At 61.4% G+C, this 21660-nt stretch carries 22 protein-coding genes; 1 reads left to right on the forward strand and 21 read right to left on the reverse strand.

The window, feature by feature from the left end; genetic code table 11:
- Positions 1-3 precede the first annotated feature (3 nt).
- The 21 genes from virB11 to Q3A80_RS02600 all read right to left on the reverse strand — a co-directional run bounded on the left by virB11 (position 4) and on the right by Q3A80_RS02600 (position 20852).
- A complete protein-coding gene (gene virB11 / locus Q3A80_RS02500) occupies positions 4-1122 on the reverse strand; it encodes a P-type DNA transfer ATPase VirB11 (RefSeq protein ID WP_446327519.1) in 1119 nt (372 codons plus the stop codon).
- Positions 1119-2354: a type IV secretion system protein VirB10 gene (gene virB10 / locus Q3A80_RS02505; protein WP_446327520.1), complete on the reverse strand. Its 1236-nt coding sequence runs from the start codon at positions 2352-2354 to the stop codon at positions 1119-1121. The genes virB11 and virB10 overlap by 4 nt, the downstream gene beginning before the upstream one ends.
- Positions 2347-3171 (reverse strand): TrbG/VirB9 family P-type conjugative transfer protein, encoded by an 825-nt coding sequence (locus Q3A80_RS02510; RefSeq protein ID WP_446327521.1) that lies wholly within the window; start codon positions 3169-3171, stop codon positions 2347-2349. The genes virB10 and Q3A80_RS02510 overlap by 8 nt, the downstream gene beginning before the upstream one ends.
- Positions 3168-3866, reverse strand: coding sequence for a virB8 family protein (locus Q3A80_RS02515; protein WP_059676217.1), 699 nt, complete (start codon positions 3864-3866; stop codon positions 3168-3170). Before Q3A80_RS02515 ends, Q3A80_RS02510 begins: the two co-directional genes overlap by 4 nt.
- A 209-nt stretch (positions 3867-4075) precedes the next feature.
- On the reverse strand, positions 4076-4771 hold the full coding sequence (virB5, locus tag Q3A80_RS02520) for a P-type DNA transfer protein VirB5 (RefSeq protein ID WP_446327522.1): 696 nt from the start codon (positions 4769-4771) through the stop codon (positions 4076-4078).
- A gap of 16 nt (positions 4772-4787) precedes the next feature.
- Positions 4788-5957, reverse strand: a complete 1170-nt coding sequence (locus Q3A80_RS02525; protein WP_446327523.1) for a type IV secretion system protein — start codon at positions 5955-5957, stop codon at positions 4788-4790.
- A complete protein-coding gene (locus Q3A80_RS02530) occupies positions 5957-8422 on the reverse strand; it encodes a VirB4 family type IV secretion/conjugal transfer ATPase (protein WP_446327524.1) in 2466 nt (821 codons plus the stop codon). The genes Q3A80_RS02525 and Q3A80_RS02530 overlap by 1 nt, the downstream gene beginning before the upstream one ends.
- A 1-nt stretch (position 8423) precedes the next feature.
- Entirely contained in the window at positions 8424-8744 is a 321-nt protein-coding gene (locus Q3A80_RS02535) for a type IV secretion system protein VirB3 (protein WP_413144194.1), read from the reverse strand.
- Between the two features lie 18 nt (positions 8745-8762).
- The gene (locus Q3A80_RS02540) at positions 8763-9104 is read right to left on the reverse strand and encodes a TrbC/VirB2 family protein (protein WP_446327525.1); all 342 of its coding nucleotides are present in this window, start codon (positions 9102-9104) and stop codon (positions 8763-8765) included.
- A 48-nt stretch (positions 9105-9152) separates the two neighbouring features.
- On the reverse strand, positions 9153-9824 hold the full coding sequence (locus Q3A80_RS02545) for a lytic transglycosylase domain-containing protein (RefSeq protein WP_446327526.1): 672 nt from the start codon (positions 9822-9824) through the stop codon (positions 9153-9155).
- 537 nt (positions 9825-10361) lie between these two features.
- Complete coding sequence (locus tag Q3A80_RS02550) at positions 10362-11204, reverse strand: ParA family protein (protein ID WP_446327527.1); 843 nt, start codon at positions 11202-11204, stop codon at positions 10362-10364.
- Positions 11205-11961: 757 nt separating this feature from the next.
- A complete protein-coding gene (locus tag Q3A80_RS02555) occupies positions 11962-12213 on the reverse strand; it encodes a helix-turn-helix transcriptional regulator (protein ID WP_081052594.1) in 252 nt (83 codons plus the stop codon).
- Positions 12214-12493: 280 nt separating this feature from the next.
- A complete protein-coding gene (locus Q3A80_RS02560) occupies positions 12494-12952 on the reverse strand; it encodes a hypothetical protein (RefSeq protein WP_407972617.1) in 459 nt (152 codons plus the stop codon).
- A gap of 154 nt (positions 12953-13106) precedes the next feature.
- Complete coding sequence (locus Q3A80_RS02565) at positions 13107-14144, reverse strand: porin (protein WP_446327528.1); 1038 nt, start codon at positions 14142-14144, stop codon at positions 13107-13109.
- A 61-nt stretch (positions 14145-14205) separates the two neighbouring features.
- On the reverse strand, positions 14206-14760 hold the full coding sequence (locus tag Q3A80_RS02570) for an amino acid synthesis family protein (protein ID WP_111020982.1): 555 nt from the start codon (positions 14758-14760) through the stop codon (positions 14206-14208).
- A complete protein-coding gene (locus tag Q3A80_RS02575; RefSeq protein WP_446327529.1) occupies positions 14757-16169 on the reverse strand; it encodes an amidase family protein in 1413 nt (470 codons plus the stop codon). Before Q3A80_RS02575 ends, Q3A80_RS02570 begins: the two co-directional genes overlap by 4 nt.
- A 52-nt stretch (positions 16170-16221) precedes the next feature.
- The gene (locus tag Q3A80_RS02580) at positions 16222-17400 is read right to left on the reverse strand and encodes an ABC transporter substrate-binding protein (protein ID WP_446327799.1); all 1179 of its coding nucleotides are present in this window, start codon (positions 17398-17400) and stop codon (positions 16222-16224) included.
- An 8-nt stretch (positions 17401-17408) separates the two neighbouring features.
- Positions 17409-18179, reverse strand: a complete 771-nt coding sequence (locus tag Q3A80_RS02585; protein ID WP_446327530.1) for an ABC transporter ATP-binding protein — start codon at positions 18177-18179, stop codon at positions 17409-17411.
- Positions 18166-18900 carry an ABC transporter ATP-binding protein gene (locus Q3A80_RS02590; RefSeq protein WP_446327531.1) on the reverse strand — a complete coding sequence of 245 codons (735 nt, stop codon included), beginning with the start codon at positions 18898-18900 and terminating at the stop codon, positions 18166-18168. Before Q3A80_RS02590 ends, Q3A80_RS02585 begins: the two co-directional genes overlap by 14 nt.
- Positions 18900-19973, reverse strand: coding sequence for a branched-chain amino acid ABC transporter permease (locus Q3A80_RS02595; protein ID WP_446327532.1), 1074 nt, complete (start codon positions 19971-19973; stop codon positions 18900-18902). The genes Q3A80_RS02590 and Q3A80_RS02595 overlap by 1 nt, the downstream gene beginning before the upstream one ends.
- Before the next feature lie 3 nt (positions 19974-19976).
- Positions 19977-20852 (reverse strand): branched-chain amino acid ABC transporter permease, encoded by an 876-nt coding sequence (locus Q3A80_RS02600; RefSeq protein ID WP_446327533.1) that lies wholly within the window; start codon positions 20850-20852, stop codon positions 19977-19979.
- Between the two features lie 250 nt (positions 20853-21102).
- Here Q3A80_RS02600 and Q3A80_RS02605 point away from each other — a divergent pair, with 250 nt between their 5' ends.
- Positions 21103-21342 carry a helix-turn-helix domain-containing protein gene (locus Q3A80_RS02605; protein ID WP_059493326.1) on the forward strand — a complete coding sequence of 80 codons (240 nt, stop codon included), beginning with the start codon at positions 21103-21105 and terminating at the stop codon, positions 21340-21342.
- Positions 21343-21660 lie beyond the last annotated feature (318 nt).

The raw sequence follows: 21660 nt of genomic DNA on the forward strand, positions 1-21660 counted from the left end.
CCCCTACACGAAGGCGGTGCGCGCCTTGCGCACCGGATCGAACCAGACTTCGGTCATGCCCCAGCGCCTGCCGATCTGTTCACCCACCGCATTGAATATCGGGCGTGACTCCATGTGCGCAACAACATCGACGGTCAGGAACAGCAGCCTCTTGAGCGCGGCATCGTCCCAGGCGACAGCCTCCGGGTGTTCCTTCGCCATCAGCGCGAAGCGCTCGATTGCGACGGCCGCATTGGGGGCGTGATAGCTCGTAATCGAACCCGCATGCCCAGTCGTCAGGAGCTTCAGGAAGTCGTAGGCTTCGGCGCCGCGTAGCTCAGCCAGCAGCACACGGTCCGGACGCATGCGCATTGCACTCGCAATCAGATCTGCGGGTGTTACGCGTGCGTGTCCATGCCCCCCCTTGCTGTACTGCAAATGTACGCAGTTCTCGATATGCCGGATGAACAGTTCGCGAACGTCCTCGATCGTCACGATCCGCTCGGTGGCCGGAATCGAACGGCACAATGTCTTCATGAAACTGGTCTTCCCAGACCCTGTATTGCCGACCACAGCGATATTGAGTCGGCCCCTGACAGCGTGATCGAAGAAGGCGCTCCAGTCGTGCGCGTCCAGGGTTTCGATAAGCTCGCGATCGTCGGCTCGCAATGCCGACAACGCTGAATCGAGTCTGTCCGGCCGGCGCCATACCGTCTCGTCGAACAACCCCTCGTCACGACACGCATCGAGCGTCTTTTCGTCGGAGGACGGACGACGGATGGTGACCGACACCGTTCGCTGCGGCACGACCGGCGGCACCACGATCTGGATACGCGCGTCATTCGGCAGCAGCGCTGAAAGGACCGGATACTGAGACGATATTTCCTGGTGGGTCAGCGTGGCCACTGCCACGGCGAACGACATCAGCCGATCAAAGTCAAGATCCTGGCAATCATGGCCGTGCCAGCCGAGCGAGTCCTCGGTCAACGCACGCTTTGGCCGATTGATCACCAGTTCTGTCACGTCGGGATTGTCGAGCAGCAGCGCAAATGGACGCATCAGTTCGCGAACCGATGCGTCCTCAGGTAGCCGAACCAGTTCGGGGTCACGTGACAAATCCTGCCCGTGTGCGCGAATCGTCATCGCATGCCCTCCGGCTGCAGGGCATACACCGATCCGAAGTCCAGATCGCGGGCAATCACAATTGTGAACTCCGCACCCTGGTTCTGGGTGAGCGTCGGCGGAATATTGATCGTGCTATCAAGCACGCGCGTGGCCATGTCGTTACCCTGCTGTTGCGTGCTCTGGAACACCACCGAGCCGTTGGTATTGCCGCCGCGTGTAGACAGATAGCCGATTGCGTCCTGAACTGAGCCGAGCAGCAGCGCCGCGCCGAAGCGCTCGCGCCAGTGGTTGTCCACGTAACCGTCAATACCCATTCGGCCGAGCGCATCGGCCGCCGGCGAGTCGATTTCGACCGTGACGCCGTAGGGCGTCTTGATGCGGGCCGACAGCACGAACACCCGCTTCTGGCCCGGGGACAGGTTCGAACGGTACTGGCTGTTGATCTGCGAACCCCGTTCTATCAGCACGACGCTGCCATCGTCGGAATACACGTTCTTGCTCACGGTACAGGTCGACAGGCCAGCCTCCGTCGAGTCGAACGCCGTGTCACCCACGCAGTCGATCTTGGCGCCTTGCGCGAGCACCAGACTTCGATTGCCGAGCGTTCCCGCCTGAACTCGCGGTGTAGCGCTCGGCGTCAGCGCCTGAGCGAGTGAGCCGCCAGCTTGCCCCGACCGTGGAGCTAACGCGCCTGCGGCCCTCGTGACACCTGCTGCAGCTGAGGAAGTTGCGTCCGTCACCCCATCCGACTCCAGCACGCCGGGCTCACCACCCGCTGAACCCTGTCTACCGACCGTTTCGAGCAACGGCGCGTCGTAGTAGCTGCGAGGAACTGCAGCGCGTACGGTACGAGCAGGCGCGAGTGCCCCCGCCGTGGACGCGGGAAGGACGGTAATCGGGCTTGCGGGTACCGGCGCCGAAGCTGGGCCACCGGCCGACGACGCGGGCAGCTCCTTGAACAGGCGTCCCTGAGAAGATGTGCCAGCCACCGCATCGCGCCGCGCCTTCGCTTCGGCATCGTGCCGCGCGAGGAAACCGTGCACGGTCCACACTGCGCCGACGCCGACGACCAATACGATCCCAACGGGCGTGAGCCACCAGGCGCGCGGACGAGCACCGCGGTATTGCCCCAGCTCCGGCATACCGCGATCTGCGGAAATACTTGATGCCCCCTCGTTCTGGTCGTGTCCAGACTGCGAGTCAGCGGCATTGTCGGGCTCGATCGCATTGCGCGGGTTATCGTCATTCATCACGATGGCTCCGCAGCACGCGCTTCACCCCATTGACCGTCGTGCCGTCACGGGGCGGTACGCCGTCCATGTCGTAAGCGTCGTTCCAGATTCCAACGACCTCTCCTGCCAGCCGCAACACGAAACGCTTCGCCACCTCGTGCACAACGATCGTGTCGCCGTCGACGTGCTTGTCGACGACGCTCTCCGTGCCGTCGTCTGCCACGCGAAAAATCGCCGGCATGCGTCGATTTTTCGGAATGCGCAAATAAGTAAAGCGTCCGTCGTCCCATGCCGCGGTCGGTGCGATATCGTCGGAGTTCGGCATGACCTGCATCGAATATTGTGCGTTACGCACGGCTGCTGGCTGCGCAAGACGTTTCGCGACCAGTTCGACATCCGAATTCCCCTGTGCTTGCTTGGCCAACTCGTCCAGATAGACGAACGTCACGCGATACATCACACGGCCATTGCCGAACTTCGACTTGAGCGGAAGCACGACCAGATCGAAGCTGTAGCTGTGACGATCGGTGCGGATTTCGAGATTCGAGTCGTGCGCGGCGAGCTGCGGCTTCAGGTACACATCATGATCGCCCTTGCTCGCCACCACCTGCCAGCCATCCCGATCTCCGGGTGCGACCACCTGAATATGCTCGTGTGGCCCCAACGCAATGTGCGTCGCGAAGCCACGCTGGGCCTCGACGCGCACCACGTCATCCGCTCGATAGATCACCTGGCGGACACGCGAGTCTTCATTCCATCCGGGAAGATTGACAGCCTGCACTGCACCTGCGAACAACATGCTTACCAGCACAGCTCCCAAAGGAAGCGCTTTCATGGTGTGCCTCCTGCTGATGACGCTGGCGGCGTGTATTCCGCATCGCGGCTATAGGCGGTGACCTTGAAGCCGAACGGATTGGCGATCGCCACGCTCTCGCGCGTGAACACCGGCGGTCGGTAGGTATAAGCCAGCGTGATCACGAAACGCTGCGCAGGCTCGGCATGAGCCTCGCCGTTCTTGAACGACGTGCGCTCGACATGCACGACCGCATGGCCCGGTTCGTCGGGTGGCAGCGTGATCGAAAGAATCCGGACGCGCCGTTCGATACCCGCTCCTAACTGCTGGTCCAGTGCGGACGGACCGCTGTAAATACCGCGATAATCGCGGGCGACGGCGTCATCGCTCATCGCGAGCACGCTGTCATAGTCCATCTGCAGCAGTCCCCAGTCGTAGCGCTCGCGGGCTCGCACATAGTTCTCGACCCAGTGCTTGTCCTGGATTTCCTTTGTGTGCACATGGCGCGCGTCGAGCACGTCGATCACCTGGGATTCGCCCGTCAGACGATCGACCTCGATCGGCAAGGGGACCACGCGATAGAACGGCACCATCACCGCAAGCGCAATGGCACAAAACACCGCGACACCGACCGCCGCATACGCGACATACCACGCACGTCGTTCAGAGCGCTCCTGGAGGTCAGTCAGCGACGCCTCGATGTCGAGCACGCGACCATAATCGTGCGACGCGTTCATGATCGGTCTCCAGCATCCGACGATGCCGGCTGGTTCGGAGCGGTGGGCACCGCCATTGGCCTGTCCGGGACGGGCGGCACGCGGTTGATCGGCACGCGATGCAAACCGTCCGGCAACACGGGTTTCGGTGGCCCGCTGCTGCAAGCGGCCAGACTCCAGGCGAGGCACCCGGCCAACGTCAGTGAGCTCAGCTTGAACATGGCGTCACCTCAGTTTCCGAATGACGCAGGCGCCATACGGTCCTGTGGCCGGTTGGTCCTGCCCGCTCGGCTCAATACCAGCTCGCTCCGCTGTTCGGCCACGAGCTCGTCCTCGGTCTCGGCCAGCATCCGGAAGAGTTGCAGCTTCGTCATCTCGTTGCCGACCGCTGTCGATTCCGTCTGAATGCGCGCCTGTAACTCGGCCACGCCCTTCGGATCCTGCGTCGCATTGATCTGTTGCGCCAAGCTCTGGATCTGGTTCAGCTCCTGCAACTCGGTCTGGTATGCCTGCAGGCCAAACGCCTTATCCTGGTAGGGCTTGTTGAGCGCGCGCTGGCACAGCTGTCGATCGATTCCGGTCTGATCCTCGCAGTTGTAAATCTGACTGGCCGAGCGCAACGCCTGCGCGCTGCCGGTCAGGCCCGCGTAACCACCGTTCTGGATGGCGGTATAGACGCCCTGCCAGTTCGATGGCAACGAGTTGGCGACGATTGGATTGCTCAGCAGCGCACCGAAGCCGCGTGTACCGACCGTCGACTGGTAGATCTGGATTTCCTGCTGCACCTGCTGCTTGAGCTGACCGACAGTCGCAATGGCCTGCACCACGTTCTGCGCGTCATAGACTGGGATCCCTTGCGCGTGAGCGCCGGCGCACCACGCCGCCCACATGCATACGGCACGCAACCATCTGCTTCGTCCGTTCATGGTCGTCACCTCCCTCTCAACTGTTCTGCTGGCCCAAATTCGCGCGCGCCACGCGCTGGTAAGCCGGCGCTGCGCCGCCGCCCGATCCACCACTCGATCCGCCACCCGACCCGGTCCGGTCGCGAATCTCACCACCGGAGCGCGGTCCTTGTCCGTTACGGACGAGCACCCGGCCGAGCGCCGTGACGAGACTTCGCGACGCCATGCCAGCCGCAAACGCCCCAAAGCCCGATAGGGTTGCGCCGCCAGACAGGCCGGCCGCAACAGATGGCAACTGCCAACCGACCATCGCGAGGAACAAGCCGGTCGCAAACATGCCAATCGCGGCGGCGGCCGGAGCGGCATCGTCAAGGGAGGCGGAAATGGCTTGCATCAGGGCTAACGAGTCCGCACCGGGTGAACTGCTCGTCGCATGGAGCGAGGTGAGCTCGGCCGAGAACGCTGTGAGCGCCATACCTAGGAACGCTGCGACAAGCACCTGCAGCAACGCGTAATTGGCAAGCTTCGCGGTCCACGCTTCGAAAAACCGCCCGGTGGGCGCAAATGCCCCGCACGCGATGAAGATCGGGCCCAGTCCGAGCACGAGTTCGAGCAGCATCCTCGCCATCACCACCTCGAAGGCCAGGACAATCAAAAAGATCGAGCCACCGAGCGCGGCAATCAGGCCGCAGAGGAAATCCCCCATCGCGGCGGCCAGACCGCTCGGGCTGATCCCCTCGTGCGTCGCCTTGTTGAAGTAGGCGTCCATCACGAGGTCAACCTGCTGGTCGTAGCAGTCGAGCGTCTCATAAATGCTGGTCGCAGCAGCCTGTCCTGTTACGCTACTGCCATTGGCCGAACCGCATCCCGGATTACCCCCACCCGTCGTGTTCGCCGCATTCTGGATTGTCTGGGCCAGCCCCGCCGTTGCACCGTTGACCGCACCGACGACGTGCTGCTGGTAGATCCCGGCGCTCAGCGCGAACGCCAGCGTGATCGCCACTTTCAACCCTCGCCAGGCAAAGGCCGGCACGGCCTCGTGGGCCTCGCCGCGTACCACCGCGAGACCATAGGCCAGCACCCAGATCGTCACGGCCGTGGTCGCAACGGGCACGAGTGCCCCGGAAAGCGCCGACGACACATTCGTCACGTAGCTCGACATGCCGTTTTCAAGAGTGCCACCCACGGCGGTAAAGAGGCCGCTCATCACGCACCTCCCGGACCTGGCTTTGAAGACGGTCGCGCTCCGACCTGCGCCGCGCGGCGCTTCGCGAGCTCGTCGTGGAATACGGGTAGCCAATCGTGCGGTGCGTCGCCGACCTGAGCGCGGATCGTGTCGAGCAATTCCACGTTGTCGGTCGTGCCAGAGAGCACATCGAGCACATCGCCGAGCCCGGCGAGATCGAGCCGGCCGATCGCGGAGCGATGGCCTTGCTTGACGAGGAACAGGCGGCTGCTCTCGCCCAGGTTGCGCACGATATTGAATTCCGCTTCGGTCAGCTTGAAGCCATGCACGTAATCGTCGTAGTCGGCACGCGGATTCGGCAGGAAGAAGAATGTCGCGCTCTGCTCGATCAGCGCACTCGCGATGTCACTACGCAACACATCGGCCGGCGATTGAGTGTCGAAAATCCCAAGCCCGTTTTGTTTGCGGATCGTCTTCTGCTTGTTTTTGGCAAAATCGGTAAAGACCGGATCGCTGAGCCGCTTCCAGAATTCGGTCATCACGTAAATGAAGCGTCGACCATCAATCAAGTGCTCGGTCCGATGCAGCAGGTACATCGTGACGGGCGTCGACACCTCGGTATCGTCCAGCAGCTCGGTATCGTCGAAACCAAACAGGTCCGCGTGCGCCAGATCGATGCGATCGGCCGGATTGTCCAACACCCAACCCAGACGCCCGCCCGCACACCATTTCGACAGTCGCACGTGCAAGCTGTTTTCACCGACGTTCGGCAAAAGCTGCCGTACCATCGACAGGCGGCGCAGCGGTTTATCCATACGCGCGACCTCGCGAACAGCACGCGAGATGTCGAGTTCGTCCTTCGCCGACAGCGGCGCACCAATGTCGACAAGTTTGCGCACAAGGCGCTCCCAAAAGTCGATCACCAGTTCATCCGGCGCCATCTGGAACGGATTCAGCCCAGTTGGTTCACCGCGGCGGAATACCGTATAGGTCCCACCCATCGCACGAATCGCGATCTCCGTGCCGCGGTCCTTGTCAAACAGCACGGCTGTGATGCCATACTTGGTCGCCATGGCCAGCAGGAATAGCTCGAGCACCGTCTTGCCCGCGCCGGCTCGGCCGATGATCTGGGTGTTGGCAAGCGCCTTCTCGTCGAACGAGTCCTGCTTGTCGGGTGTCGCGTGGAAGTTCAGATAGAGTGGCTGGCCGCTCGGCGTCTTGACGATCGTGATTGCCTCGCCCCACGGATTACCGTCACGTTTGCCGGTCGCGAAGTTGTGCAGACTCGCCAGGCCACAAAAATTGCGCGACGTGAGCTTTGCCTCGCGCGGCCGGTAGCGCCAGTTGGCCGGCAGTTGCGCGAACCACGCCGCATCAGCCACCAGATCGATCAGTGCCGTCTGGAAGCCGGCATCGGCCAGTTGCGTACGGGCTTTGGCGATGCTTCGTGACACTTCGGCCAGCGTGTCACCGAGCACCGCCAGCGAATAGTGGTACTCGCCGAGAACGAAATTCCCGTTGATCAGCTCATCGAGCGCCTGGTCGATCGCTTCGACCTGGGACACAGCGACATCTTCGCCGGCGATGAGCTGATTGCGCTGCCGCTCCAGCGCTTCCTTCCCTGTGGGTTTGTCCAGGATCGTAAAGCTCTGCGTCTCGATATACTCGAAGTCCCCGTACAGCAAGCCATTGAGCATGCCTGGTTCGGTGTCTTCCGGATAATCCTTGAGGTCGAGCATCGCCGCGAAGCGCGTTTTCGTCGGCATACGAATCTCGACTTTCTCGGCACCGACAAACAGCCGCGAAATCGGCAGCGCCTCGCGAATCGGGCCGGCGGGCACGGGTTCGCGCTCCCAAACCCCGTTGACCAGATAGCCTAGCAACTCCAGCGCCGACGAATAGCGGCGCGAGGTCCGCCCGACGGGGCTGGGGCGGCGATAAACGCCCAGCGCAATCGGCTCGTACGGTTTGAGGCTGGATTCAACCTGGGCGGCGAGCTCCGTCATGACCTTCAATGCGTCGATCTGATCGCGTCGGATATCATCGCGCGTGCGGCGTGCCGCACGGCTGAAGACACGTCCCAGTCGCGTGCGGTTTGGCCGGTAGACCACCGTCAGATACAACTCGTTGGCCATCATCCGGTAGCCCGAAAAGCCCCCGTAGTAGCGTGTCGCCAGCTCCTCGCAAAAGCGATTGCGGTACTGGGTCGAAAACTGGTCCGACACCCGCCGACGCAAACGATGCGACCACAGCGACACATGGCCGCCCGCGAGTCCACGCACGAACTGGTTGAACCCGTCATGCCGCGCGAGGATATCGGCAGGATCGGCCGCCTCAAAGGCGATGCCGGCGATCTTCCAGATTTGCACGTAGTCGCCTTCGCGCGTCTTGATAACGTGGTCGGTCACATGTGTCGAGTACGGGATATAGCCGGCAAGAGGTACTTCCCGGTTCGAGACGGACACGATCGGCATTTTTCCAGCCATCTCACGCCCTCCTCTTCAGGCGCACCGGCACATAGGCATGCACGCCCCAGAAGCGCCGATTGCGCTGGCACAGCGCCATACGAACGCGTCGCCCGTGCTGCGCGAGCCGCTGGTCGTCATGGCGCGTGATCCACCGCATCGCGACGAATACGGGAATCAGCAGAAAGAGGATCGCGACGCCCAGCAGCGGACTGGCCAGCAGTGCCCAGATGGCCGGAATCAGCATGCCGCCGCCGATCATCAGGAATGGAACCAGCGGCACCCCCCACAGCATCGCGGGACGGGTGCAGCCTTTGAAGACGGGATCTTTGAGTGCGTGCATGGTTCGGCGCCGCCCGGATCAACTCGTCGGGATCAACATGCCGGCGATGACCGTCGCGCAACCGACGAACAGGCCGCCGATAAACACATTCGCGATATCACCGAACCGGGCGTGCTGAAACATCATTCGAAATCCCGCCCAGATAATGGAAATCGAACAGATCACGCCGCCGACGCTCAACAGTGTTGTCTGGATCATGTTCAGCAGCGCATTGACCTGAGAGAGTTGCGCCCATGCCGGAACAACGAACATCAGGGACGAAGCGGCCAGAGCGATTGCGCGAGCCGCTCTTCGCCCGGATAGCAGTCTCACCACCCACACATCGATCACGCATTTATTGCATCGTATTCCTAAGTACATGTCCGACTCCGCGTCGATTGATCACCACCTGATTCCTAAAATGAAGAGCTAGAACACCACTGCACTCGCTTCCGGTTCGCGCTCCGGATCCGCAGCGGGCGACACCGCATTCACTCCGTCGTAATCCCGTCGCGATGGCTGCTGAATCAAAGATCGAGAGCGTGATGAACGGATAGGCGGCACAGAACCGATCGGTAAGACCGGAATAGGCACGATCTCCGGTACGGAAGACTTCAGCGTCGCGGCGTTCTCGACGACATGCTGTACGTAGCCCGTCCGGTAGCCGGTCGAGAAATTACCGCTCGCATAGCAGGACAGACCCGCGCGCAGCGCGGCTTGGACATCAGATTGATGATCGGTCAGTACACGGAACTCGCTGGCCTTCGCCGCCGCGCTAAAACAACGGTGGAGGATCGCCGCACCGGCCGCCAAGTTGCGGCACGGCTCAAACGCGTTCTCGGGGGTCATGCCGTAGGCCGGCCAATTCTCCCGATTCACCTGCGCGAGTCCGACGCTGAAGTTCCAGCCGGTCTCCTCCAACGCACGTGCTGTCGCGACCGCTTCGGCGGCACTCAATGGCTGTCGACGCAACCGACCGTGTACGACGCCAATCGCGTAGGGATTGAATCCAGATTCGGTCCGCACGATCGCCGCCATCGTGGTCGGGTCGATCTGCGGCGCACAGCGTTGCGCGATGGACAAGAAATCGAGCGGCATCATCGATTCCTCCAACCAAGTCGATTGACCTGCTGCAGGTGATCCGCTGTCGAATTTCCAAGGTCATAGGTCGACGGTGCGCTGCCAGCGCCATAGAATTTCGTGACCGTCGGTCTCTGGTTTCCGACACGCCGCCAGACACGATCATCGAGTTGATAGTCGACCTTAGCGTTGATCGCACCAATTGCCCGGCACATACGTTCGCTCTGCTCCGACCCGGCCCAGTACAACATGGGTTCTCGGCAATAGCTGGCGTCGGCGAACGTGTTGGTCGCCGATCCGCCTCGCGCGCCACCTGTAGCGAAATCGCAAGTTGGAAACGGATCACCGTGTCGCAGCGCGTCCCATAATCTTTCGATTGGCGGTTCGCATTCCGCGTACTGCTCCGGGCCACCCGGATTAGACAGACACAACATCACCTGACAGCCCCAATCGTCCGCATGCGTCACATCGGGCCACGCCATGAACGTGCCAAGCACGACGGCAAGCGAAACCACACCGAACCGCACAGTTCGACGTATACTCGGAATCGACGTGAACTTACACATGACACGCCTCGCTCCATTCCGACTGCAACGGGGCCTTGCGTATGGCATCGAGTCGTCGAGCGATCACATCGAAACACGCGCTCATGGCCATCCATTCGCGATGAACATTCTCATCGCCCTGGACAAGTTCCGCTACCGATATCCCACATGCCTGCGCCCGCGGAATGACGTCCAGCCGAGGCAGCAACAGATAGCCTGTTGGACTTTGATCATGCGGAACCAGCCATGCGCCCATGGACGCCTCGAACCGCCTGAGCTGACTTTGCTGCGAAGCCGGCTCGTCGCAGTTGGGCACCATGCCGATAAAGCAGAGCGATGGATTGAGGCGCGCGCGTACATCGCGCACGCCCTTGTCGCCGTTGACAAAATCGACGATCGGCGCCAATGCGTCTGGCGACAACGTAACTGGACTGATCAGCGCATCCGCGAGCGCCGCCGCGCATACGGCACGCAAATCAGGCCACGGTGAACTATCGATCAGACAGATGTCGAACAATGCACCGACTTGGGACAACAAGTGTCGCAAGTTGGCGTAACAACGCGCGCCGACCGGATCGTCCCGATATGCAATGCCGGCGACGGCGGCTGCGGCGAGCACACCAATGCACGGTCTGGCCGTGTCAGACAGTCGATTGCGCCGAACATTGGATGACGGGCACTTCGTCATGCACGCGCAGGTGCCGCGTGTGAGCGAAATGGCACTGCATGCCGGCTCGGCCAGATCAAGCACCAACACCCGGTGTCCACGTACCAGACGAAGATAATGGGCGAACTGACACACGAACGTCGTTCTGCCTGTACCACCATGAGCCGAAGCCACTAGAAGCGATTTCATGACCGTCTTTCCTCGGATGAGCTCCGAGCGTCGACGGCCGTCCATGAAAAAGAGAACCCGCGGCGTCACAAAGACCACCGCGGGTTCAACGGGGAATCTTGAAACCCAACCAGCAAACAAAAAGCCTGCGATTGCGAACCAATCGCAGGCCTTCTCATGTGCCCTACGGCACACCTTTACACTGACATCGATGCATCGGGGCCGCTAACGCGTACTCGGTCGTGCTACGCACGTTGACCGGATCAGATTGTTGGCTTCACTGTAGGTCAGTCATCACGGCGATTCAAGCGCAGACGCTCGCCAACAGAACGCATCTCGTTCCCAGTCGCGCCGCAATATTCCTTGATGTTCCTAAATTTATTTTGCGTTTGGTAAGAACGTGATCTTGTCCACGGCTCACCATCACGATGCGCCTGCGCTTCGCGCTGCATGAGCGCCTATTTCAACTGAACTTGCCGAACATTCGTCCCAGTAACGCTACTGTGTGAACTTGCCTTCCTCAAGGGCGCGGGCGAGCGCGGACCGCGCAACACAGAGTTCGAGATCGAACAGATGACGTGGATGGCGAACGATCTTCAGCCGTCGACACACGACCTCCCGACTCGCATGCCAGAGGTAGACCATCCGCAGAACCTCTCGATGTCGTGGCTGCAGCGTTCGCCACGCCCGGGTTACACGTTCGGCATCGCCGGGATCGTACGCGCCGCGATTCGACTGCCCCCAATTGCGAAGACGCTCATCGAGTGACGGCGATTGCTCATCGTGCTTCACCGCCATCTCCCCTGTCTTCCGTCTCGTGCGCCTGGGATGCTCGATATCGCGACGGATCGGCCAGGAATTGTTCGATATCGGTCGCCCGCCACCCTACCATTCGTCCACCAAGCGGAATGGCAGGCGGAAACGTTCCGTCTCGCATGCGCTTATAGATTGTCGATCTCGATAGGCCCGTGCACCGCTCGACTTGTCGGCGGCGCAAGATCGTTCGCGTTCCATCATCATTCCAAGACATGATTGGCCCTCCATATCCGGCACGAACATGGCCGGAACTGAAAGGCATTCAAGCAGCAAGGATGACCAGATACCAAACCCGTCTTACCGACGGGACATTCCGTCGGTTAAACATGGTGTCTCTGCAGAGATTGCACACGACATGCTCGTGATCCGTCGCAGCGAAGCATGGCAACGCCATCGCGTTTCGATGCGACCGTTCCACAGTGACCGATGTGGTATTGGCCACGCGGAGGCTGAAAGGATGATCTCAGGATGCGCTTACGGTAAGCGGTTTGGCTTCACGGCGCCGCGCCCGACGTCGGAATGGGCGACCGGATCTGTCCGGTCATGAATCGCTGAAGGTCTTCCCAAGCGGTGCAGTACCTGTGCATCGATACCGCCGCCAACTGCTCGTCATGGACGACCAACAGTTGCTCGATCGTGGACTGCTCGCGATCGAGCAACAACCAGGCAGCGCCCTGCTCCGCACGTGCAATGCAGGCCTCCAACGCGGCCTCGGCTTGCCGGTACAGGTTCAAATCCGCCCCCGCTCCCGTCTCGTTGCGCATATAGAATGCGAGATAGACGACCCGTAGCAGACAACTAATTTGCTCTTCTCCCCCGTGACCAGCCCTTACAGCGGCCAGTGCCATATGATTTTCGAGGGACAGCGCTCGGACCTTCGCGGTCGGCAACGGCAGAAGGTCGCCTTTGGTAAGCGGCTTGCGCCCCGCGCGTCGGACTTTCGGCAAAACCATGAGCCATGAAGTGTTCGTGATGATGTTGGGACATGATACCGCGAGCCTCACGTCGAGGCAGAGTGCACCGTGCTCTGTCGAATCGATGCGTGCGCGACGCAGCCGAAGTCGGATACCGGCCCGGCCGCGTTCTGCTGCAACGAAGCGGCGCACCTTAGAACTTGACCCGCATCCCGGCGCCTACACTATTGCCAGTCGCCCCACCTGTGATCGTGTCATAACGCCAAGCTGCATACACATCGGTCCGCTTCGACAACGGGTAGTCGTAGCCGAGCGCGAGCGTCGACCAACGGAGATGATCTCCGACCGACGGTCGCCGCCGCGTTCCCGCCCACGACATCAGTACGCTTCCTAACCCTACCCGAACGCTTGCCCCGAGTTGCACCGTATCGTCCGTGACGTGATTGTTGTTGTCCACGCGCTCGTACTGGGCGAACAGCTTGACCACACGCAACCGATACGCGCCACCGACCATCCATGCGGTCTGAGAAGTGGCACCGTTGAGAAACAGCGATGCCGTGTGCAAACTCTGCACGGCGGCCGTCGCGGAAAAGGGACCGGCAAAGTACAAGACGTTCGCGCTGTAGTTGGCCTGCCCGGCATGGCCGGCAACGCCAGCGTTGCTGTACAGCAGGCTTCCGGACAGACCGGCAACCTCGGGAGTCTGATAAAGGAGCGAATTGTCGATCGCCGTGTCGCTCTGGAGCGACGCAGCACCCATGCCGGAGCCAAGGAAACTATGCACGACAATCGGCGAGAAGACGAACGAGTTGCCGAACGGATTGAACAGCAGCGTCGACACGAACAGCGGCGCGGTATTGCGCCCCAGCGTCAACGCTCCGAAATGGCCGCTCAGACCAACGAAGGCATTTCGCCCGAAAAATGACTGTCCAGGAAACGAGCCGGCCTGGCCGCCGTTGATACGATAAAAGCTCTCGAGCGTGAAGACGGCCTTCGTCCCCCCGCCCAGATCCTCCGTACCGGACATCCCCCAATACGAAGTCGTCATCCCGCCAGAGCCGACTTGCCACGCGTTGCCGGCTGCACCAGCAGGATGCACTTCGCCAATGAATGCGTCCGCTAGCCCATACAGCGAGACCGATGATTGCGCATGTGCGATCCCGGCACCGGTGCACACGCCCAACGTTACAGCCAACTTAGCCACGCTTCCCCGAAATGTTCTTATCTGCATGATGTCTCCTTCGTCTTTGTGATTGTTTGTTCGTGTCGTGCCGTCTTGGCATCGACACTGTTCAGTCCGGTCGCACACGCGCGAGCGGTCTACCCCTGTCGGCCAGCGCGATCGCCACCACGATCTCGTTCGGCGCTGGCGCATCGGCGAGCGTCAGCGAGACCGTGTCAAAGTGGTCAAAGCTCCACATGTCGGTGCTGCCGTGGAGCGGAATGTCCACACATGCGCCAGGCGCGGCACGTTTGGTCACCGACGGAATCAACGACGTGGCGCCTGGCAAGCTCTCGCGCATGGCCCTTCCCATACGGGGATGCAAGAGTGCCGCCGCACATTCGAGCGGTACCGCGCTGCCCACGAGCGCGGCCTTGCCGTAGGCCTGAATTGCCGACGGCGCGACATCCAGCGCCCATCGCGCCCGTCCGGTCAGCAACGTGCCAAGCTCAGCGCCCAGTTCATAGAGCGGCTCGAGCGCCGCGAGCGGCGCGTCCGCGTGCCAGTCGTCGAATCGGAGAACTGCTGCCGCCACGACCTGCCGATGTGGCGGGTCAACCGGTACGTGCAATTCGGTGCGCCGCTCGAGGAGGTGGACGACGAATTTGGTGATGGGCGGATTCATGTCAGCACCTCCACGCCCTCAGTCTGGCCTTGCATTGCTTCTGGTGGAGCCGGAAACAGGCCACGTGCGGACTCGTACGCCCGTGCCGCGCGCAGCACCAGCGCATCGCCGCCCGACGGCCCGATGATCTGTAGGCCCGTCGGCAACCCGCCAGGCAAACCACACGGCACGCTCGCCGCCGGCAACCCAGTCTGGTTGCACCACGACGTCAACGGCGGCGCCATGCGCGAGTGCTCGGGGCGTCCCTCCGCGAGCGGCGGGGCACAATGGAATGTCGGCGTGAGCAGTAAGTCGTAGTCTTCAAAGAACGCGGCCATCGCGACCGTCAGCGCGTGTCGCGCCTGAAGCGCATCGACGAAGGTCGAAGTGAGGACGCTACTGCCCGCCTCAGCCAACGCAGACACATCCGGATCGAGCTGCGGCCGCGCAGAGGGAGGAAGCTGCCGGGCCCTTTGTGCAAAGAAGACCGCCCACTGGATTGCGTGCATGCGACTCTCCAGATAGCCGTCCAGCGGCTTCACATCCGTTTCCTCGACCTGTGCCCCGAGCGCTTCGAACAGGCCCACCGCCTGACGAACGCTCACGGTGATTTCAGGTTCAACCTGTACGCCCGCAGGCGCCGGGCAATAGGCGATGCGCAACCCGGCAATGCCATCATCCAAACCGATGCGCAGATCGGAACAAACAGTAGCCGGTCTTCGAGCATCGCTCTGGCGGGACATCACGGTCAGCATCCACGCCGCGTCGCTTACGCAACGCGCGATCGGACCAAGCGTCGATAGTTGCGTCCAACTCACCGCCGCGCCGGCTGGCACAAGGTTGAACGACGGTTTCATTCCGACCACCCCGCTCCAGCATGCTGGGACGCGGATCGAGCCGCCGCCGTCGGTGGCCAGCGACAACGGTCCCATGCCGAGCGCAACCGCTACAGCTGATCCGCCGCTGCTCCCGCCGGACGTGAGACGCCGATCCCATGGGTTACGGGTAATGCCAGTGAGCGGGCTGTCCGTAACGATCTTGTTGCCGAACTCTGAGGTCGTGGTCTTGCCGAACAGCAGCGCGCCGGCCTGTCGCAGTCGTGCGACCGCGGGTGCGTCATCGGCCTCCGGCGCGCTGGGTGACGTGAGCGATCCATATCGGGTAGGCAGTCCGCGCACGGCGACGAGGTCCTTGACCGAGACCGGCACGCCATCCAGCAATCCACATGGCTCCCCGCGCATCCAGCGTTGCTCCGACTCGCGTGCGGCGGCCAGCGCGCTGTCCTCGTCGAGGTTGCACACGCCGTTGACAAGGGGATTGACGAGCGCGACCCGGTCAAGAACCGCGCAAATAACCTCGACGGGAGAGAACGAGCGGCGCCGGTAGCCGACCATAAGCTGCTCGACGTTCATTTCCAGTACGTCATTCATATGGATTCCTTAATAATTGAGAGAAATTGGAACGTGTTTGATTACCTCATGCCTATCCCTCGCACTGCGGCGGAATCGGTCCAGCCGAGTCCAACACCGCGAAACTATTGTCCGAAAGCGCCCTGCCGATACGGGTTTGGCATAACACATGGTCGCCGTCCTGGCTCACGCCCGCCTTGCCACGCGGCAAATTCAACGAAACACCCGACAGCGCGGCTTTCACGCGGGTGACGTCGACGCTGCCGGCCACCTTGACAGCCGCTGCAAACAGGCGAAGTCCGGCATACGTGCACTCGCCGTGCGGTAACACCACGGCCAACTGCCCTAACCGAGGGTCGTTTGGGCCAGCTTCATGCGCCGTGTAACGCGCGAGAAAGTCCCGGTTCTCCGGGTTCTCGACGCTCATGAAATACGAGGAAACGCCAACGATCCCGGTCGACGCGCCCGTGGTCGCGATCGACAGCGACTCATGCGCAATGTCAGTTACCAGTTGCGGTTTCATGCCGAACGAGCGGTACTGCTTGACGAAGGTGACCGGATCGTCGCCGATGCTGTGCCAGACGATCTGTGGGCGCTGGCTTGCGATCTGCTGTAACACCGCACCATAATCGCGTGTGCCGAACGGCAACCAATACACGTTGAGAAACTGCCCGCTGTAACGCTTCACCGCTGCCTGCAGCGCGGGCACCAGCACCTTGCGGTTGCTGCCGATGTCCGAGACCACCGCGCAGACCGTGCGACCACCCTTGCGCATCAGCCAATCGATCAGTGGATCGACGCGCTGGTTGACAGTCAGGCCCGTAGTGAACAGATTCGGATCGCAGCGCCCCTCGTCGAAGTTCGGGTAGATCACGAGCCGCCCAGCGGACTTGGCGGCCTGCAACGCAGCTTCGCGCTCGGACGGTAGCACCATGCCGGTCAGGACCGCGACCTCATCGCGCATCAACAGTTGCCGGGCCTTCTGCAGCGTCACGGCGGTGGACATCTGCGTATCCTCGACGCTCAGTTGCAACGGGCGTCCCAGCAATCCACCGGCGGCGTTGATTTCGTCGACAGCCAACTGCGCGCAGTTGCGGTTGGTCTCGCCCACGCGGGTGAGCGGACCGCTCAATGGCGCGAGCAAGCCGATCTTGAGCGGCGTGGTGGCCCGTACCAACGACGGCATAGCAGAAGTGGCGAGTGCGCCGACGGCACTGAATAAGGCGGTTCGGGTAAAGGCGCGACGATTCATCGTAGTCTTCATCGGGTGAGATCCAGGTGGGATTGCGTCGAATGTGGCGAAGAGCTTGAAGACGTGTCAGACTCGGCAGCCGGCGACAGGTATTGCGCCAACGGATGAGCCCCCGCCGAACCGCTTCGTGGCTCGATGCGGCCGGCATGGGCAACTCGTCCATTCTTGAGCACGATGCAGCGCTGCGCGCTGCGCAGCACGAGATCGAGGTTCTGCTCGACGAGCAGCACCGAGAGCTGCGATCGGCGGCACAGCGTTGGGATGACCTCGCCGATCAGCTCGACCAGATTCGGCTGCACACCGTCGGACGGTTCGTCCAGCAACAGCAGTTTCGGCCGACCGCACAGCGCGCGGGCAATCGCGAGCACCTGTTGCTCGCCGCCGGACAGCGTGCCGCCGTGCTGCGAGAGTCGGGACTTGAGAATGGGGAAATACTCGAACACTTCGTCGAGAATTGCCCCACCACCCACAGCCTGCGTGCCCATCATGAGGTTTTCGCGCACGGTCAGCTTGGGAAAAATCCAGCGCCCCTGAGGAACCAGTCCGATACCGCGTCGGGCGATCGCATGGGTGCGCAAGCCGTTGATGGATTGCCCCTGAAACCGCACGTCGCCTGTCACGCGTGGCAGCAAGCCCATGATCGCTTTGACCAGGGTCGTCTTGCCCACGCCATTGCAGCCGAGTACTCCGACAACTTCGTTTGGCCCGACGTCGAGGTCGAGTTGATGCAGCACTGCTACGTCGCCATACCCGGCAGACAGATTCTCAATGTGTAGCATGACCCGCTCCCTGACCGAGATAGATGCGCCGGATCTCTTCATCGCGCGCGATGTCCGCATAGGAGCCCCGTCGAACGATCCGGCCGCGGTGCATGACCCAGGTCTCGCACCGTAGCGCTTCGACAAAGCTCAGGTCGTGCTCGATCGCGAGTACCGCGCAGCGCTCGCGCAGACGGTGAATCAGGCATACGAGCCGCTGCGCATCGGCGACCGAGAGACCAGCGGCCGGTTCATCGAGCAAGAGCAACGCGGGTTGGCACATCATCGCCATACCGATCTCCAGCCACTGGCGTTCACCATGCGGCAGGGTCATCGCACATAAGTTGGCCTGGTCCGACAGTCCTATCTCGTCCAGAATGGCGTCCGGGTTCGGCATCGGCGTGTCCCGGTACGCGGTAACACCAAGGCCCGCGACGACGAGGTTCTCGCGCACGCTCATTGAAAGAAATGTGTTCGTGCCTTGGAACTTGCGAACCACGCCGCGTCGGCAGAATCGGTGCATCGGCCGCCCCGTCATGCGCTCACCGGCGAGATACAGCTCTCCGGCCCCTGGCGCGATCGCACCGGACAACAGCCCGACCAAAGTGCTCTTGCCAGCGCCGTTCGGGCCAATCACGCACAGCAGTTCGTGTGAGCCAATCGACACATCGACGTTGTCGACCGCGTGAATGCCACCGAACGCGCGCTGCAACCCTTCACCCTTTATCAGCGGCGTATCCATTACCGGCCTCCTTCCACGCGTTCGGCACGACGTAAGGGGCTACGTCCCCGTCGAATTCGATCGATCCGACGTGTCCCGGCATTCAAGCCATCGAGTCGTACGCCGTTGGGCAGGAACAGCACGCAGCAGAGGAACAATGCGCCGAGCAGCAGCGGCCATCCGTCAGTAGTTACGCTCGATACCGTTTGCTTAAGCAGCGTCAACCCAACGGCGGCGAGTACCGGACCACCGAGCGTGCCTTTACCGCCGATCGCCACCCATAGAATGACTTCGGTAGCCAGCACCGGCGAGAACACATCGGGCGCCACTACCCCCGAACAGGCGGCCATTAACGTTCCTGCAATAGCGGCAAGTCCGGCCGATGCGACGAACACCAGCAAAAGGTGCCCCGACGTGTGATAGCCGCACGCCTTTGCGCGCCATTCGTTCGTCGCGATCGCGGTCAGCACTTTGCCGTACCGGCTGCGGCATACGAACCAGGTCGCGACGAGCAGCACGGTAAGCACGATCACGACCGTGTACCAGGACCCGCGCGCCCCGCTCAAATCGAGCGTCTGCCCGACCGGTGAGAAGGACAATCCCGGAATGCCGAGGAGGCCCGTGTCACCGCCCGTGACGGACTGCCAGCTTGTCGCCAGTTGCTGGACGACAATTAGCACGGCCATGCTGATAATGGCGAAAAAGTGCAACCGCACACCTGCGAACAACAGGAAATAGCCCAACACGGCCGCGACGACCATGGCACAGATCAGCCCCACGATCACTCCAACGGCGGACGTCTGTCCATATTGCACGGTGGCGATTGCGAAACCGTACGCGCCGAGTCCGAAGAAGGTCGTGTGTCCGAGCGTGAGCACACCAGCCCTGCCCCACAACACGTCGTAGCTCAGCGCGAGCAGTCCCATGATCAGCGCATCCCGCACGGTCGAAAGCTGGTAGCTCCCCAGGCAATATGGCAAGATCAATGCGGCAGCAACAATCGCGGCGCCGATTGTCATCGGAGAGATGTCTTCGATACCGAGCGCTGGCTGAAACAGCCAGCGGTGCGTACTCGAAAGAAGTTGTCGGAGCATGATTCAACCTTTACCGTGGAGCTGATGGGCGGCGCTGAAACCGGGCAACAGCCCTTGTGGCCGAAAACGGATCAGAACGATGGACAGAATCAGCACGATCGCCGAGGCGAGCGACGGATCCACGCGATAGCTGAGCAGCGTTTCAGCCGTGCCGACGAAGGCGCTGCCCAGCAGACTGCCGGCGATCGAACCGATACCGCCCAACACGATCACGAAGAACGCCTTGGCCAGATAGGCGACGCCAAGATGGGACTCAACCGATATCATCGGCGCGACAAGTACACCGGCCAGCGATGCGAGTGCGGCACCGCCACAGAACGCCAGCCGGTTCAGCCGTCGCGTGTCGATACCGACGGCCTCCGCCATCGCGGGGTGTTGGATTACAGCACGCAGTTGAATTCCGAAGCGCGTATAGGCGAATAGCAGCCAGCAACCGGTCGTCACCACCGCTGCAACGCCAATCACGAAGAGTCGATACGCTGGATAGCTGCCCCCCGGCACGGGAATCGCCCCATCTACGGGCGCGTACACCAACATCGGATGTGTGCCGAAAATCAGTTCGAGGGCTTTCTGGACGATCAAGCTGATCGCGTACGTCGCGAGCAATGTGTCGAGCGGACGGTCGTAGAGCAGTCGGATCACGAGGCACTCAAGGAACCACCCCAACACCGCGCCAACCGCCGGCGCGACAAACAATGCGAGCCAGAACGCATTCGGGCCGCCCAACGATTGCGCCACTGCCAACGTATATGCCCCGATCGTCACCCATTCCGCGTGTGCAAGGTTCACGATGTCCATCAGGCCGAAAACAATGGCTAGCCCCAAAGCAATCAGCATCAAGATGCAGACGTAACTCAATATATTAAGTACTCCTACCATATATCCCTCACAAACTCACACCAATCAAAGGGGCGCGTGCGATCTCAACGTGACACGTCACCCTAGCGGGGTCGACGTCCCCTGACTCAAACACCCCGTCCATCCGCCGGCCCAGCGCTTGACCGACATCCCCACAAAATTCACAATATATTGTGAATATTAGGACAAAACAAATCGAATTCACAATTTATTGTGAATTTCGGAGCGAATGCTCCCCGATACTCGATTTGCCTAATCAAATCGAGTTGGCATGACCACAGAATCATTCATCAAAGCGCTCGGCAACGAGATACGCAGCCGTCGCAAAAGAAAAAAGCTGACACAGGTCGGACTCGCTGTTCGCGCAAACGTCCATCCCAACACCGTCTCGCTCATCGAACGCGCTGAGACGGTTGCCGGACTCGAAGCCCTGCTCGTTCTGGCTGAGGCACTCGACACGCCGCTGTCGCAAATCATCAAAGGCGCCGAGGACCGCATCAGTATTCGTTGATCTGTTCTGTTTCGGCTCCCCATCTCTGCGGAGTTCTCCCCCGTCGCAACACTTGCCGTAGCCCTACCCGCCAACACCGCACTATCAGCCGTGGTGGCGCACGCTCGGGGACATATCTGACTTCGCCATCGAGCGAGCTGGAAGCGCTAGACCATACAGGCCGCTCTCGAGCGGCGACACCGTTCTTCGGCAGATTTATTATCACTAATCTACGAGCCTAATAATCAGCTGTCAACGGCCGTCATCGTCGCGTTTACCCTACAAATATCAACCGCATGGTGGCCTTGACATATACCATCATCGCACCTACCTTCAATT

The sequence above is a fragment of the Burkholderia sp. SR8 genome, assembly GCF_052851275.1.